The organism is Sphingomonas sp. OV641 (assembly GCF_900109205.1).
GTDB lineage: Bacteria > Pseudomonadota > Alphaproteobacteria > Sphingomonadales > Sphingomonadaceae > Sphingomonas.
Genome location: NZ_FNZB01000003.1, coordinates 123,287 through 139,589 on the forward strand (window position 1 = coordinate 123,287; position 16,303 = coordinate 139,589).

Annotated in this window: 12 protein-coding genes; 5 read left to right on the forward strand and 7 right to left on the reverse strand. The window is 66.7% G+C overall.

All coding sequences use genetic code 11. From position 1 onward, the window contains the following. Positions 1-112 precede the first annotated feature (112 nt). The 4 genes from BMX36_RS14535 to BMX36_RS14550 all read right to left on the reverse strand — a co-directional run bounded on the left by BMX36_RS14535 (position 113) and on the right by BMX36_RS14550 (position 3,155). Positions 113-1,201: an MBL fold metallo-hydrolase gene (locus BMX36_RS14535; RefSeq protein ID WP_093066611.1), complete on the reverse strand. Its 1,089-nt coding sequence runs from the start codon at positions 1,199-1,201 to the stop codon at positions 113-115. Positions 1,202-1,228: 27 nt separating this feature from the next. Next, on the reverse strand, positions 1,229-1,633 hold the full coding sequence (locus BMX36_RS14540) for a hypothetical protein (protein ID WP_093066613.1): 405 nt from the start codon (positions 1,631-1,633) through the stop codon (positions 1,229-1,231). A 71-nt stretch (positions 1,634-1,704) separates the two neighbouring features. Continuing rightward, positions 1,705-2,382 (reverse strand): DUF1013 domain-containing protein, encoded by a 678-nt coding sequence (locus BMX36_RS14545; RefSeq protein WP_066775378.1) that lies wholly within the window; start codon positions 2,380-2,382, stop codon positions 1,705-1,707. A 116-nt stretch (positions 2,383-2,498) separates the two neighbouring features. Next, positions 2,499-3,155, reverse strand: a complete 657-nt coding sequence (locus BMX36_RS14550; RefSeq protein ID WP_093066615.1) for a LysR family substrate-binding domain-containing protein — start codon at positions 3,153-3,155, stop codon at positions 2,499-2,501. A gap of 182 nt (positions 3,156-3,337) precedes the next feature. On the opposite strand from BMX36_RS14550, the gene BMX36_RS14555 reads away from it, so the two are divergent. Next, positions 3,338-7,939, forward strand: a complete 4,602-nt coding sequence (locus tag BMX36_RS14555) for a GAF domain-containing protein (protein ID WP_093066617.1) — start codon at positions 3,338-3,340, stop codon at positions 7,937-7,939. Beyond that, positions 7,936-8,697: a LytR/AlgR family response regulator transcription factor gene (locus BMX36_RS21740; RefSeq protein WP_177179161.1), complete on the forward strand. Its 762-nt coding sequence runs from the start codon at positions 7,936-7,938 to the stop codon at positions 8,695-8,697. The genes BMX36_RS14555 and BMX36_RS21740 overlap by 4 nt, the downstream gene beginning before the upstream one ends. Here the strand turns inward: BMX36_RS21740 and BMX36_RS22160 are convergent, their stop codons facing one another. From BMX36_RS22160 to pabB, 3 genes are all read right to left on the reverse strand, one after another. Next, positions 8,698-8,829, reverse strand: coding sequence for a hypothetical protein (locus tag BMX36_RS22160; RefSeq protein ID WP_256210825.1), 132 nt, complete (start codon positions 8,827-8,829; stop codon positions 8,698-8,700). It abuts the gene before it with no gap. Between the two features lie 231 nt (positions 8,830-9,060). Beyond that, on the reverse strand, positions 9,061-10,260 hold the full coding sequence (locus BMX36_RS14565; RefSeq protein WP_066775392.1) for a pyridoxal phosphate-dependent aminotransferase: 1,200 nt from the start codon (positions 10,258-10,260) through the stop codon (positions 9,061-9,063). Between the two features lie 32 nt (positions 10,261-10,292). Then, positions 10,293-12,071 (reverse strand): aminodeoxychorismate synthase component I, encoded by a 1,779-nt coding sequence (gene pabB, locus BMX36_RS14570; RefSeq protein ID WP_256210826.1) that lies wholly within the window; start codon positions 12,069-12,071, stop codon positions 10,293-10,295. A 182-nt stretch (positions 12,072-12,253) separates the two neighbouring features. Between pabB and BMX36_RS14575 the strand changes: the two genes are divergently transcribed. From BMX36_RS14575 to BMX36_RS14585, 3 genes are all read left to right on the forward strand, one after another. Next, entirely contained in the window at positions 12,254-12,889 is a 636-nt protein-coding gene (locus tag BMX36_RS14575; RefSeq protein ID WP_066775411.1) for an MBL fold metallo-hydrolase, read from the forward strand. 77 nt (positions 12,890-12,966) lie between these two features. After that, positions 12,967-13,857 carry a thiamine-phosphate kinase gene (thiL, locus tag BMX36_RS14580; protein WP_093066621.1) on the forward strand — a complete coding sequence of 297 codons (891 nt, stop codon included), beginning with the start codon at positions 12,967-12,969 and terminating at the stop codon, positions 13,855-13,857. Positions 13,858-14,078: 221 nt separating this feature from the next. After that, positions 14,079-16,271: a sodium-translocating pyrophosphatase gene (locus BMX36_RS14585; protein WP_093066623.1), complete on the forward strand. Its 2,193-nt coding sequence runs from the start codon at positions 14,079-14,081 to the stop codon at positions 16,269-16,271. Positions 16,272-16,303 lie beyond the last annotated feature (32 nt).

A 16,303-nucleotide genomic window follows, 5' to 3' on the forward strand; every position in this document is an offset into this window, starting at 1 on the left:
AATCGCTACTCAGGAGGCCTGAAAACCTCCAAGGCTGCTCGCTACGCTGCGTTGCCGTAAGCCCGAATGATCTTATGCGATTGCACGGCCTAAACCGTGCGAATCGTCGACTTCAAGCCCGCGAGAACCACCAGACGCCGTCGCGCTCCTCGCGGACGGCGCGGCCTTCGAGCTCCAGCCGGCGTAGGTGCGCCAGCGCCTCGCCCGTAGCCATGCCGATGACGTCGAGGCCGATCGGGCGGCGGAAGAGGACCTTGAAGCAATCGACGGCGCGGACGGGGCCGGCGGCCATCAGGTCGACAATCGCGTCCAGGCGGTCGAGGTGTTCGTCGCGCAGCGCGTCGAGGCGGGTGTGGAGGCCGTAGAAGGGGTCGCCGTGGCCGGGCAGGACGAGCAGGTCGTCGGGCAATTGCTTGAACCGCTCGATCGAGCGCAGCCAGTCGCCCAGCGGATCCTCGTTCGTCTGGCTGACGTGCATGGAGACGTTGGAGCTGATCTTGGGCAGCACCTGATCGCCGGCGACCAGCACACGCCGGTCGTAGTCCACCAGACAGGCATGTTCCGGGCTATGGCCGCTGCCGGTGACGACATGCCATTCGCTGCCGCCGATGCGCATCACCTCGCCATCCTGGATGCGGGTGTAGCAGACGGGCATGCGCGAGATCGACTTGCCGAAGCTGGACCAGCCGCGCGCCTTGCCATGCGCCACTTGCTCCTCATTCCACCCGGCGCCTTGCCAGAAGGCGACCTGTTCCTCGGGCACCTCGGGCTGGGCATCGGCGGAGAGCATGCGGACCATCAGCCATTCGGTGCGCGTCATGACGATCGCGGCGTCATCGAACTTGCGCGAGAGCCAGCCGGCGAGCCCGACATGGTCCGGGTGCATATGGGTGCACAGGATGCGACCGATGCGGTTGCCGGCGAGTGGACCGTCGAGGATCGTGCGCCATGCCTCCGTGCACCGTGGGCTCGCGGTGCCGGTGTCGATCGCCAGGAGATCGGGCCCGTCGTCCAGGATCAGGCCGTTGACGTGCTTCAGTGGCCCGGACATCGGCACGCGCCACCAGCGGATGCCGTCCATCAGGCTGAGCAGCTCGCCCGGCTGCGGCCCGCGATCGCCAAAGGGGAAGGTGAGACCGGCGGAGCTGGTGGGTGTCAGCCCCTCATCCCCGATCAGCGTGTGTAGATATGCCGTCGCCATTCCGTGACGGTATCAGCATAACATTCGTTACGTCGAGAGCTTAGTTGCGGGCGGACGCAGCCGAAGCGCGATCCCGGCGGCGAGAAGCGGGAAAAACACGCCAGCCGCCTGCATCCACAAGGGATGCGGGATCATGGTGTAGGACCAGATCGCGCCGGCAATCACCACCGCAGCGACGATCCAGGCCGCCGCCGTCCAACGCGCGACGGTGATGCCGGCCAGCGCCCCGGCCAGCGATCCCAGGAACCACGCCAGCGTCACCCAGATCTTCGCCGGCAACGGGATCAGCGAGACGATCCGGGCGACCTGCGCGGGATCGCGCATGTCGGTGCCCGGTGGGGGCGGGAAGATCAGGTGGCCGATCATCTCGACAATGGTGATGGTGACCATCGCCACCGCCACCCCGACGATCACCCCAAGCACCTTGCGCATGCCCGCCTCTTCCCTGAATTCAGGTCCGAAGCGAGACTATCATGGCGCGCGGCGCACCACCAGCGTCAGCGTCAGCGGCGGAACGGATCGTCGAACAGCGGGCGGTCCTCGCCACCCTCATGCCCGGCAAGCTCCGCACCGCGTGCCGCCTGCTCGCGCTCGGCACGAAGCTGCTCGATCAGCGCGGCCCGATCGCCATCAAGGCGCGTATCGGTCGGCTGCGGCTCGGTGCCCGCGGTCTTGGCGGCCTTGGAGACGGCGGCGTCAAGCTCACGCTGCGTGGTCAGGCCGAGCGTCACCGGATCCTTGGGCGTGATGTTGCCGATGTTCCAATGCGTCCGGTCGCGGATCGCGGCGATCGTCGTGCGGGTGGTGCCGATCAGGTTGGAGATGGCGCCGTCGCTGATTTCCGGGTGATTGCGGATGATCCAGGCGATGCCGTCCGGCTTGTCCTGGCGCTTGGACACCGGCGTGTAGCGCGGGCCCTTCGTGCGGCGGACCTGCTCAGGACCCTTGGTCATCTTCAGGCTGTAGTTGGAATCGGCCTGACCCTTGTCGATTTCGGCCTGCGTCAGCTCGTGCGCGCGCACCGGATCGCGGCCGGTGAGCTTGGTCGCCGCCGTATCATCGGCGATGGCCTGTACCTCAAGGACATGAAGGCCGCAGAATTCAGCGATCTGCTCAAAGGTGAGCGAGGTATTGTCGACCAGCCAGGAAGCGGTCGCGTGGGGCATGAGCGGCTGGGCCATGCGGAGATGCCTTTCGGTATAAACAAATAGGGCCGCCCCTTACCGGAGCGGCCGCTTAACCTGTTGTGACTTAATGTGCCCGGGCGGCTAGGGCAAGCACTGTCCGCCCGGCAGCGTCAGCTTGGCCGTTCGCGGCTGGCGGTGAGCAGGTCGATGAGGTTGTCCAGCACCGGGATATTGTCATCGGCGTGCCAGTGCGCGCGAAGCCGGAAGTCGGCGCGCGCATCGGCAAGCGGCCGGACCACAAGCGACGCCATGCTGGCATCGACCTGGCTCTGGCAGAACAAAGCGACGCCTTCGCCCGCCGCCACCCGCTCCAGCAGCCGATCGTTGCGGGGATCCGCGATGATGCGGGCCGGCGGGGTGCAGGCGAACAGGCGTTCGACCAGAAAACGGTGAAGCTGCGCCCGATTGCGATCGCGGGAGATCAGAAGCACCTGCTCGCGCAGCAGGCCGGCATGGATGGCGGGGGCGGCGGCGAGCGGATGATCCGGGCTCATCGCGACCACCGCATGGTCGATCCAAAGATTGGTGTGCGCCAGCCCCGCCACCGGATCGCACGGACCGATCGCAACGGCGATCCGCCGCGAGCCGGCGGCCGGCAGAAGCTCCCCCAGGCTCATGTCATGAACGCCGACCGCCACCTCCGGATGAGCGGAGGTGAACGCCACCAGCGGCTCGGCCAGCCGGTCCCGACAGAGCGAGGCGAAGCAACCGATCGCCAGCGTGTTGGAGGTATGATCGTGAGCCAGCGAAGAGAACAGAGGGTGCATCGCTGCAAATACTGCCTGAAGGCAGCAGCTTACATGTGCCCGCTGCGACGAGTGCGACGAAATCTCGACCAAAGCGCCAATGGGGGCGCCGGACCGGCTGCGCCCCTATGCGCATTTCGACAAAGTGGTGCTAGGTTGCTGAAAAGCAAAAGGGCGGCGGGGTTCAGGAAAGGGCGGGATGCATGCGGCATGAGATCTTCTTCCGCCATGTTGCCGACGCGATCCGCGATGAAACCGATCCGGCGGCAATACTAGCCACCGTTTCGGACATGCTGCGCCGCCACCTTGGCGTCGCCCGCGTCATCTATAGCGAAAGCGAGCCGGGGCCCGATGGTCCTTTGTTCGACGTGCGCCGGGATCAGGCGGATGGCCTACCCGATGCCACCGGCCGGCATCTGTTTCCGCCCGCGTTCGATGCGCTGTTCGCCCGCTTCGCCGCCGGGGAGACGGTGGTGAGCGACGATTTCGCGGTGATCACTGGACCGATCACGGCCGGATTTCGCGACTACATGGCCGGAATCGGCGTGAATTCCGGACTGGCCGTGCCGCTGGTGAAGGGTGGGCAGCTGCAAGGTGTGCTGACCGTGCAGCACGATGCGCCGCGACGCTGGATGCGGGACGAGATCGCGCTGGTGGAGGCACTGGCGGAGCGTACCTGGGCCACGCTGACCCGCGCCCGCGCCGAGGAAAAGCTGCGCACGCGCGAGCGCGACCAGCAATTCCTGCTGCGCTGGACCGATCGGGTGCGAACGGCCGAGGAGCCGGCGGCGATCATGAACATGACGCTGGCAATGCTGGGCGAGCATCTGCGGGCCACCCGCACCTCCTGCGCCACGATCGAGATCGATCCGGACAAGGCGGACATGGCCGATGCCGGAAGCTATATCATTGTCGCCGAATGGGCGGCCCGAACGCCGGCCGGCGTGGGGCGCACGTTTCCGGCAAGCAACATCCCTGATGTGGTGCGACGCGCCTATCTAGCCGGCGAGATGCTGGTCAGTGCGGATCTGGCGCATGACGAACGGTTCAGCGCCGACGCCCGGCAGCGCTACGCCGAGAATCACATCGGTGCCCGGATCGGCGTGCCGCTGACGCGGGGCGGGGTGGTGCAGGCGATCCTGACGATCGAGCAGGACCGGGAGCGGCATTGGCGCCGCGCGGAAGTAGCGCTGATCGGCGAAGTGGCGGATCGGATGTGGGGGCTGCTGGAACGCGCGCGCACCGAGCAGGCGCTGAAAGCGCGGGAGCGGGACCAGGCCTTTCTGGTGGAATGGTCGGACGCGCTCAGGTCGCTCACCGCTCCCGAAGACATCATGCCGGTGACGATGGAGCGGCTTGGCCGCCATCTCAGCGCCACCCGCGTCACTTATGCCGAGGCGGACGATATCAAGCGAGTGTTCGAGACCTGCTGGGACTGGTGCGACGGCTGCCCCAGCCTGATCGGCACGCGGGTGTCGCTCGACACGATCGGAGAGCAGGCGCAGCGCGAATGGCTGGCGGGCGAAATCGTCCGTTATGATGATGTCACCGCCGACCCGCGCACCGACGCGGGCGACCTGGCCGTCTACGCCACAAGGCAGATCGGCGCGTTCGTCAGCATTCCCCTGATCCGCGATGGCAGGGTGGCCGCGATCCTTTCCGTTCAGTCGCGCGCACCGCGGCACTGGCGCGACCGCGAAATCGCGCTGATCCGCGACATGGGGGATCGCACCTGGAACGCGCTGGAACGCGCCCGGACCCAGGCCGAGCTTGCCAAGCGCGAACGCGACCAGGCCTTTGTGATCGCATGGAGCGACCGGCTGCGCGCCGAAACGTCGGTCGAGGTGATCGTGTCTACCACGCTTGCCGCGCTGGCGACCCACCTTGGCACGGCGCGTGCCAATTTCGCCGAGCCGGTCGCGGGAAGCGGCTTCACCGTTCTTCACGAATGGCGCGACGTGACCGGGAGCACCAGCACGGTGGCGCGCCCTGCCGTCAGCGATGCGGTGGAGACAGCCTATCTGGCGGGAGAGCCGGTGGTGGCCAGGGATGTGGATGCCGACCCCCGCTTCGACATTGACGCGCGCGAACGATATCGCGCGGTGGACGCCGTCACTTTCGCCGCGGTGCCGATGGTGCGCGGCGGAGCGACCCGGGGGCTGCTATCCGTGCAGGATCGGCAGCCGAGGGACTGGTCCGACCGCGAAGTGCAGCTGCTGCGCGAAGTGGCGGACCGGCTATGGACCATGCTGGAACGCGCGCGGGCGGAAGCTTCGCTGCTTCATCGCGAGCGCAATCAGGCGTTTCTGGTGGAATGGAGCGACCAGCTACGCCAGTTGACGACCGCCGATCAGGTGATGGCCGTCACGCTGGAGCGACTGACCGATTATCTCGGCGCGACGCGGACGACCTATTCGGTGGCGTCGGGCGCGGATCGCGAATTCGTCGTGGTGGCGAACTGGTGCGTCGGAGTGAACAGCGTCGTCGGCAGGCGCTTCTCCGTTGCCCAAGTGTCCGAGGCGGTGGCTGCGGAATGGGATGCGGGGCGCATCGTCCGGTACGATGACGTGGTCGGCGACCCGCGCGTTCTGCCGGGCCGCGAAGCCTATTATGATGAAATCGAGGTGCGCGCCTTTGTCACCGTGCCGCTGGTGGTGGAAGGCGAGATGCGAGCCTCTTTATCCGTTCAGTCAGTGCAGCCGCGGCGATGGCGCGACGCGGAGATCCAGCTGATCCGCGACGTATCGGAGCGATTGTGGATCGCGCTGGACCGCGCGCATGCGTTGGCGGAGCTGCGGCAGCGCGAGCGCGACCAGGCGTTCCTGATCGGATGGAGCGACCTGGTACGCGACGAGGGGCGTGCATCGGCGATCCTCTCGATGACGCTGGAGCGGGTGGGCCGATATCTGAATGCATTCCGAGCCAATTACACCGAGAGCGACGAGGCCGGCAGCGCGCTGCACGTGATCCGGGAGTGGACGCAGCAGGGCGTCCCGGCGCTTCTGGGCACGCATTTCCCGCTGTCGGTGCTGGGCGATCGCCTGATGCAAAGCCACCTATCCGGTTCGCCGGTGGTGGTGAGCGACGTCGCCAGTGACGACCGGTTCGACGATCGCAGCCGTCTCCTGTTTGAAAAGCTGGGGATCGGCGCGCTGATCAGCATGCCGCTGGTGCGTGGCGGCCGGGTCGCTGGTGCCCTGTCGTTGCAACAGGCGGAGGCGCGCGAGTGGCGGGCGAGCGAGATCCGGCTGCTGCGCGAGATCGGAGATCGCACCTGGGCCACGCTGGAGCGGGCCCGATCGGAGGAGCGGCTGAACGAAAGCGAGGCGCAGCTTTCGGCGTTCATGGAAAATGCGCCCGTGGCCATGCACCTGAAGGACGGGGAAGGGCGCTATATTCGCGTGAATCCGGAACTGGCGCGCGCGTCCGGGCTGCCGGCGGAACAACTGATCGGCCTGACCGCGGCGGATGTCTTTACCCCCACTCTGGCGCGCGAAGTCAGCAGGCTGGAGCAGCGCGCGCGGGCTGGCGAGACGGCAAGTGCCGAACTGGAGACCGGCCTGTCCGAAGGCTATGCCTCCGTCCTTACCATCAGCTTTCCGGTGCCCGGCGTCAGCGGAACGGCGCGCACCGGCGGCTTCACCATCGACCTGACGCAGCGCAAGCGCGCGGAGGAGGCGCTCGCGCGCAGTCGGGAGGCGCTGTACCAGACCGAGAAGCTGACCGCGCTCGGCTCACTGCTCGCCGGAGTGAGCCATGAGCTCAACAATCCGCTGTCAATCGTCGTGGCGCAGGCGGTGATGATGGAGCGGCAGGCCAAGGGCACCGAACTGGCCGAGCGCGCCTTCAAGATCCGCAAGGCGGCGGACCGATGCGCCCGGATCGTGCAGACATTCCTGGCCATGGCCCGCGCCAAGGAGCCGGAGCGTCGGCCGGTGGACCTGAACCAGGTTGCGATGGCGGCACTCGACCTGGCGGAATATGGCCTGAAAACCGAGGGCGTCCGGGTGGAACGCGGGTTCGATGAGGCCCTGCCGCAGATCGCGGCGGATGCGGACCAGCTGCACCAGATCATCATCAACCTTTTGATCAATGCGCAACATGCTTTGGCCGATCAGGCCGGTGAAAGGGTGGTTCGGATCACGACGGCGCCCGGCCCCGAGCCGATGACGGTCGTTCTGGATGTGGCGGACAATGGCCCAGGCGTACCCGAAGCGATGCGCCGGCGGATCTTCGAACCATTCTTCACGACCAAGACGCAGGGCGAGGGCACTGGCGTCGGGCTTTCCTTCTCCCAAGGGCTGGCAGAAGCGCATGGCGGGCGATTGTCGCTGCTATCCACCAGAAGCGGCGCGACGTTTCGGCTGACGCTGCCCGTCGATCCGCAGCAGACGCTGGGACGGGTGGAGCCCGAGATAACGCGATTGCCGACCGGATTGCCGCGACGCGCGCTGGTCGTGGACGACGAGGCGGAGATTGCGGAATCGCTGGCGGACTTCCTGTCGCTGGAAGGCTTTACCTGTGAAGTCGCCATTGGCGGGCGCGCCGCGCAGGCCCGATTGGCAGCAGGCGATTTCGACCTGATCGTCAGCGACCTGCGGATGCCTGACATGGACGGGCCGGCGCTTTACGCATTTGTACGCGAAACCCGGCCGGACCTTGCCACCCGCATGGCCTTTTCGACCGGCGACACGCTGGGCGTCTCGGCAGCGCGCTTCATCGCCGATGCGCAGCGGCCCGTGCTGGAAAAGCCGTTCGTTCCCGAGGCTGTCCGGCGCTTCCTGAACCAGATGGAGCTGGCATGACCGAAGCAATTCCGCACATCGTGCTGGTTGATGACGAAGAGGATCTGCGCGAGCCGACCGCCGCCTATCTTGCCGATCAGGGGCTGATGGTGTCCGAAGCGAGCGGCGGGCGAGCGCTTGACGTTATCCTGTCGGAGCAGCCCGTGGACCTCGTCGTGCTGGACGTGACCATGCCGGAAGAGGACGGCTTTTCCATCGCGCGGCGGCTGCGGGCGACGGGGCAGCCGCTGGGCATCGTCATGCTGACGGCGCGGCGCGACGTGATCGACCGGGTGGTCGGGCTGGAACTGGGCGCCGACGATTATCTGATGAAGCCGTTTGAACCGCGCGAGCTGCTGGCGCGGATCCGTTCGGTGCTGCGGCGTGCGGGCGCGATGCCGACGTCGGCGCAGGACACGCAAACGGCGCCGGTGAGCGTGCCGGGCGGCGGATACCAGACGGAATTCTGGATCCCCACGGGTCGCGGGCAGGTTCGCGTGGCGGTGGAAGCGATCGAATGGATCGAGGCCGCAAAGGATTACGCGCTGCTCCACACACCGGAGCGAAGCTACATGATCCGCGTGACGATGGGCGCGCTGGAGACGGCGCTGGACCCCGCGCAGCTGATGCGCGTCCACCGCTCCGCCTTTGTGCGGCCCGATGCCGTGCAGGCGATCAATCAGCTTGGCCGGCACACCACATTGGTGCTGAAATCAGGGGCAAGCGTGCGGGTCGGGCCGCAGCATGTGGGCGAGGTGCGACACCGCCTCAAGCGGTGATCAGCGCACCTGCGCGACCGGCGCGCCGGTGACCGGATCCGTCGCCGGAGTGAGGGTGAACAAGCCGATCGCGCCGAGCATGAACCCGCCGGCGAACTGCCACAGGAAGCTGGACTTGAAGAGGCGGGTCATAAGCGTACTCTGTATCTCTTTGCTGGTGGAGCGGACCTAGCCGCTCCGGCCTGAACCAGGGCTTGGCCGGTCGTTCATCGGTCGTTCGGCATGTAGGGCTGGCCGGAAGCCCATTGAATGACCAAGGCGGAAAGCAATCGTTTCCGCCAGGAAACCATTCATGTTCAGCGTTCCCGGTTCCGAACGTCTCGGCGCCCGGACCGGGTGATCGCATCCGACCGGCGCGGACGGTCAGCGCAAGGCGCTACACGCCTGCTGGATGCGGATGCATGCCTCGCGCAGCACTTCGTCGCTGGTCGCATAGCTGATGCGCATGGCGGGCGAGAGGCCGAAGGCCACGCCCTGGACGGCGGCGACACGGGCATCTTCCAGCAGATAGCCGACGAAATCGCTGTCCGTCGCGATCGTCTGTCCCTTGGGAGTCGTCTTGCCGATCAGGCCGGACACTTCGGGATAAACGTAAAAGGCGCCTTCGGGCGTCGGGCAGGTGATGCCCTCCACCGCGTTCAACATGCTGACCACCAGATCGCGGCGCACCTTGAAGGCGGCGTTGCGTTCGGCGAGGAACGACTGGTCGCCGTTCAGCGCCGCGGTCGCTGCCGCCTGCGCGATCGAGCAGGGGTTGCTGGTCGATTGCGACTGAAGCTTTGCCATCGCCTTGATCAGCCATTGCGCGCCACCGGCGAAACCGATGCGCCAGCCGGTCATGGCATAGGCCTTCGAGCAGCCGTTCACCGTCAGCGTCCGCTCGTAGAGCGAGGGGCACACCTGGGCGATCGTGGCGAACTGGAAATCGTCATACACGATATGCTCGTACATATCGTCGGCGAAGATCCACACGTGGGGATGACGCTCCAGCACCTCGCCAAGCGCCTTCAGCTCGGTGGCGGTATAAGCCGCACCGGTCGGGTTGGAGGGCGAGTTCAGGATCAGCCACTTGGTGCGCGGGGTGATCGCCGCCTCCAACATCGCCGGCGTCAGCTTGTAGCCATGTTCCGGGCCGGCCGCGACGACGACGGGCGTGCCGCCGGCGAACTGGACGACATCGGGATAGCTGACCCAGTAAGGCGCCGGCACGATCACCTCGTCGCCAGCCTCCACCGTGGCCACCAGCGCGTTGAACAAGGTGTGCTTGCCACCGACGTTCACGCTGATCTGCGCGGGCGAATAATCGAGGCCATTGTCACGCTTGAACTTCGCGACGATCGCGTCCTTCAGCTCGGGCGTGCCATCGACGTTGGTATATTTGGTCTGGCCGCGGCGGATCGCCTCGATCGCTGCTTCCTTGACGAAGTCGGGCGTGTCGAAGTCGGGTTCGCCGGCACCAAGGCCGATGACGTCAATGCCGGCGCGCTTCAGTTCCTGCACCTTGGTGGTGATCGCCAGCGTGGGCGAGGGGCTGATGCGGTCGAGCGCGGCAGAAGTCTTCATCGGGCGGTTCCTTTCGGCGCCGCGGGCTATAGCTATGCCGTTCCCGCTTTCGCAACCGCAACGAAGGCCGGAATGAGCCCGCGGAGCGCATTTCCGACCAGGAAACCACCTGTGAGGTCCCGCGGCGACAGATCCTGCTCCACCGCCCGGCCGGTTTCGAGCAATTCCGCGCGGAGCACGCCGGGCAGCAGCCCGCGCGCAAGCGGCGGCGTGAGCAGCTTTCCGCCCCGCTCCACGAAAACGCTGGTGAAGCTCCCTTCCGTTATCATGCCGGCGGCGTCCACGAAGACGGCCTCGTCGGCGCCGCTTTGGCGTCGTGCCTCATCATAGAAGGTCCGATTGCTGGTCTTGTGACGCAGCCGAAAGTCCGAGGACGCGACGGGCAATGGCACCAGTGACACGCGGAGCGGCTGCACCAGGGCAGGCGGCAGCGGCGCAATCTCGATCGAGATCCGGCCCAACCGGCTGGCGAGCAAACGGATCCGCGCAGGCTTGCGCAGGCGGAAGGTAGCCGCCTGCAATTCATTGCGCGCGTCATGCCGGTCGAAGATGAAGCCGAAGGCCGCCGCACTCGCCTTCATGCGCGCAAGGTGCCGCTCGAGCAGCGCAATGCCGGCCTCCGGATCGAAGTGCATGGTTTCGATCAGGTCAGGGTCCCGCTGTCCGTGGGTGAGGAAGGCGCCCTTTGCCAGCGCCTCATCCCATTCGCCGTCTGCCTGGCTGTCGGCCACGATCCCGCCGCCCAGGCCGATCACGGCCTGTTCGCCGCCACCTGAGAGATGCAAAGTGCGAATCGCCACGTTGAACTGCGCATCGCCGTCGGGCGCGATATGGCCGATCGCGCCCGTATAGGGGCCGCGGGGCGCGCCTTCGACCTCGCCGATCACCTGCATGGCGCGTACCTTGGGCGCACCGGTGATCGAGCCGCAGGGAAACAGCGCGGACAGGACGTCGATCGCGTCAGCGCCGGGCGACAGCTCGGCCGTGACGGTGGAGGTCATCTGGTGGACCGTGGGATAGGGCTCCACCGCAAAAAGCTCCGGCACGCGGACGCTGCCGGGCACCGCGACGCGCGACAGATCGTTGCGCATCAGATCGACGATCATCAGATTTTCGGCGCGCTGCTTCTCGTCAGCGGCTAGGTCGCGGGCGACCTGAGCGTCGCGACGCGCGTCCTCGTCGCGGCGCGCGGTGCCCTTCATCGGCCGGCAGCGCAGCGCGCGTCCAGCGAGGCTGAAGAACAATTCGGGTGAAAAGGACAGCAACGTATCGGTGCCCGTGGCAACGATCGCACCCCAGCCGGCCTCGGCTCGTTCGCGCACCGCGGCATAGAGCGCGAGCGGATCGCCCAGCAGCCGCGCCGTGGCCCGAATGGTGAGATTGGCCTGGTAGATGTCGCCGGCCGCAATCAGCGAAAGCACCTGCTGTAGCATGCCATCATATTCGTCCCGCGATATCTGAGGGCGAACTTCGCCGATCCAGGCGCCGGCCGCTGGCGGGAGGAGTGCCGGCACGGACGGCACTGGCTCACAACGGTCGAACAGTCCGAACCAGAGCAGCGGCGTCGGGCAGTCGCCGTGCCGGCCGGCGCGCGGTTCGAAGGCGGAGCCCGCCTCATAGGAAAGGAACCCCGCCGCATGCTGCCCTGCCGCGACCGCGGCGCGGATCGACTCCAAGGCCGGCGAGACCTGATCCGGCGTCGTCGCCTGAACAATCCGCACAGGATCCCGGTACAGCCGCGCGGGCGCGCCGCCGGCACGGGCATCGTCGAGCAGCACGAATGGCGCAGCGAGCGGCATACAATCGGCCATGCCTTTCCCTCGGCCTGCGGGCAACCCCGCGCATCCGCCTTGCGGGCCGGGCGAATGGCGCGCTAGCACAGATGCGACGGTGAACAGCCGGGCGGGGCCGGTGCAACAACAGCGCCGCGACCCGATCTGAACAAAGGAACAAGTCAGTGACCGATGCCGCGACCGAACCCGCCCTGCGCGCGATGATCGTGCCGGTCACGCCGATCGAGCAGAATTGCACGATCATCTGGTGCACGAAGACGAAGAAGGGTGCCGTGATCGATCCCGGCGGCGATCTGCCGAAGATCAAGGCCGCGATCGCGCAGGCGGGCATCACCGTGGAAAAGATCCTGCTGACCCATGGCCATATCGATCATGCGGGCGAGGCGAAGCCGCTGGCAGACGACCTGGGGGTCAAGATCGAAGGACCGCAGGAGGAAGATCGCTTCTGGCTGGCGCGGCTGGGCGACGATGGTCGCAACTGGGGCATCCGGGGCGTGCCGTTCGAGCCCGACCGGTGGCTGGTCGACGGCGACACCGTAACGGTCGGCGAGCTGACGCTGGACGTTTATCACACCCCCGGCCACACGGCGGGCCATGTGATCTTTCACCACGCCCCGTCCAAGTTCGCGCAGGTTGGCGATGTGCTGTTCCAGGGATCAGTGGGGCGGACCGACCTTCCGCAGGGCAATCACCAGACGCTGATCAATTCCATCGTCACCAAATTGTGGCCGCTGGGCAACGAGACGGCGTTCATCCCCGGTCATGGCAAGCCTTCCACCTTTGCGCATGAGCGGCAGTGGAACATGTTCGTCAGCGACGAGGCGCTGGAGGCCTGAAGGCGCGGCGTGTTGTCGCAGGGCGCCGAGGGGCAGACGGGATCAACGTCGCCGGTCGGCATAGGGGAGCCAGTCGTTTGACCGAAGCCGAGTTCATCGCGGCGCTGCGCCGCCTGCCGCTGCACAAGGGCGCGCTTGGCCTTGGCGACGATGCCGCGCGGCTCGGCAACCTTGTCGTCACCACGGATACGCTGGTGGAAGGTATCCACTTCCTGTCCGATGATCCGGCCGGCGACGTCGCCTGGAAGCTGGTGGTCGTCAGCCTATCCGACCTGGCGGCCAAGGGGGCGGTGCCCGAGGGGGTGATGCTCAACTACCCGCTGTCCGAAACGGCGTGGGACCGGGCCTTTCTGGCTGGGCTTAATACCTGCCTTGCCGTTTTCGATTGCCCGCTGATCGGCGGGGATACCGTGTCCATGCCAAAGGGCGCGCCGCGCGTCCTGACGGTGACGGCATTCGGGCGCGATGCCGCAGCACCTCCGCGCAGCGGCGCCAGGGCGGGTGATCGCCTGTGGGTGACGGGAACGATCGGCGATGGCGGCGCGGGCCTTGCCGTCGCCCGGGCGGGCAGCGGGCCAGAGGCACTGCTCGCCGCCTATCGTCGCCCCCGTCCGCGTCTTGCCGAGGGTCGCGCCCTTGCGCCGATTGCCCATGCGATGATGGACGTGTCGGACGGTTTGCTGATCGACAGCTGGCGAATGGCGGCCGCGAGTGGGCTTGCCGTATCGATCGCGCTGGATGCCGTGCCGCTGTCCGCCGCGTATCGCGCGTATGCGGGGGACGATCCGATGCCGGCGGTGACCGCGGGGGACGATTACCAGCTGCTCTGTGCCCTGCCGCCCGACCAGCGCCCCACCGGACACGCCACGTGCATCGGCACGTTCGCGCCCGGCGCGGGGCTCTCGCTGACGCGTGCCGGCGTCCCCATTCCCCTGCCCGACCGGCTTGGCTTCGAGCATCGCGCCTGAGCAGAGCCGAGTTGGTTGCGCGGGCGCTGAACCCGGTGAACATCGCAGACTTGCTGCGTCCAGCGCCAAGTGCACGACAAGTTGTCGTAGGAAAGCCGCCGCGCAATACTTGCGCTTTCCCGGGACGTGCGTAGGCTCCCGTTCCAGAACGATAATCATAGGAGACCGGCGGTTACCGCCCGAAGGCGGGGCCGACCGGCCACGTTAGGGGAAGGAACGCGATGACCACGGTCTATATCGCCATCCTCTGCGGCCTGTTGGCCGTGGTCTATGGCATCGTCACCAGCCAGCAAGTTCTACGAGCGTCACCCGGCAATGAGCGGATGCAGGACATCGCTTCCGCTATTCAGGAGGGTGCCAAAGCCTATTTGGGGCGGCAATATACCACCATCGCGATCGTCGGCGTGATCGTCGCAGTGATCCTGTTCGCGACGCTGGGAACATTGTCGACCGCCGGTTTCCTGATCGGCGCGACCCTTTCCGGCGTGGCCGGCTATGTCGGCATGAACATCTCAGTACGCGCGAACGTGCGCACGGCCGAGGCGGCACGCGGCACCTTGCAGGGCGGCCTGACGATGGCCTTCCGCTCCGGCGCGGTGACGGGCATGCTGGTGGCGGGGCTGGGGCTGCTCGCGATTGCAGGGTTCTTCTGGTACCTGACCGGGCCGGCGGGCTATGCGCCCAATGCCCGCGAGATCATCGAGGCGCTGACGGCGCTGGCCTTCGGCGCGTCGCTGATCTCGATCTTCGCCCGGCTTGGCGGCGGCATCTTCACCAAGGCGGCGGACGTGGGCGCGGATCTCGTCGGCAAGGTCGAGGCCGGCATCCCGGAGGACGACCCCCGCAACCCGGCGGTGATCGCGGACAATGTGGGTGACAATGTCGGCGACTGTGCAGGCATGGCCGCCGATCTGTTCGAAACCTATGTCGTGACGCTGGGCGTGACGATGATCTCCATTGCGCTGCTGATCCAGGCGTCGGGCGCGGAGCTGATGAACCTGATGAGCCTGCCGCTGATCGTTGGCGGCGTGTGCATCGTCACCTCCATCATCGGCACGTACATGGTGCGGCTGGGATCCAACGGGTCGATCATGGGCGCGCTCTACAAGGGTTTCTGGACCTCGGCGCTGCTCGCCATCCCGGCGATCTATGTGGCGACGCAGATGACGCTGGGCGATCTCAATGCGCCAATTGGCGCGGCGGGCTTTCTCGACGCGCCGGCCGACGCCGTGACGAGCGGGCTTGGCGATCTGGCCGCCACTGGCGTGACCGGCGCGCCGGCAGCCGACGCCTTTACGGGCATGGACCTGTTCTGGTGCATGCTGATCGGCCTGGCCGTGACCGGCCTGATCGTGTGGATCACCGAATATTATACCGGGACCAACTATCGCCCGGTGAAGTCGATCGCGCGGGCGAGCGAAACCGGCCATGGCACCAACGTGATCCAGGGGCTGGCGATCAGCCTGGAGGCGACCGCGCTGCCAACATTGGTCATCGTCGTCGCAGTGGTGGCGGCGTACAAGCTGGCGGGCATCATCGGCATCGCCTTCGCCGCCACGTCGATGCTGGCGCTTGCCGGCATGGTGGTCGCGCTGGACGCCTATGGGCCCGTCACCGACAATGCCGGCGGCATCGCGGAGATGGCGGGGCTGGAGGATGAGGTCCGGCACAAGACGGATGCGCTGGACGCGGTAGGCAACACAACCAAGGCCGTGACCAAGGGCTATGCCATTGGATCCGCGGGGCTTGCCGCGCTGGTCCTGTTCGGCGCCTATACGACTGATCTGCAGACCTATTTCCCGAACATCCAGGTCGATTTCAGCCTGTCCAACCCCTATGTCATCGTCGGGCTGCTGCTTGGCGCCTTGCTGCCGTACCTCTTTGGCGCGTTCGGCATGACCGCCGTCGGGCGGGCTGCGGGCAGCGTCGTTGAGGAGGTTCGCGGCCAGTTTCGCGACAATCCCGGCATCATGGCGGGTACAAGCCGGCCCAATTACGGCCGCACCGTCGACCTGGTCACCCGCGCCGCGATCCGGGAGATGATCGTGCCCTCGCTGCTCCCCGTCCTGTCGCCGATCGTGCTGTATTTCGTGGTGACGGCCGTGGATGGCCAGGCATCGGGCTTTGCGGCGCTTGGCGCGATGCTGCTGGGCGTGATCGTTTCCGGCCTGTTCGTTGCCTTGTCCATGACGAGCGGGGGCGGCGCCTGGGACAATGCCAAGAAGTTCATCGAGGACGGCAATCACGGCGGCAAGGGATCGGAGGCGCACAAAGCGGCCGTTACCGGTGACACTGTCGGTGATCCTTACAAGGACACCGCCGGCCCGGCGGTGAACCCGATGATCAAGATCACCAACATCGTCGCGCTGCTGCTGCTCGCCGCGCTCGCCGGGGCAGGGTCAGGCGTCGGCTAGCCGCGGGCGCGATATTGCGTCAGGCTGCTGCG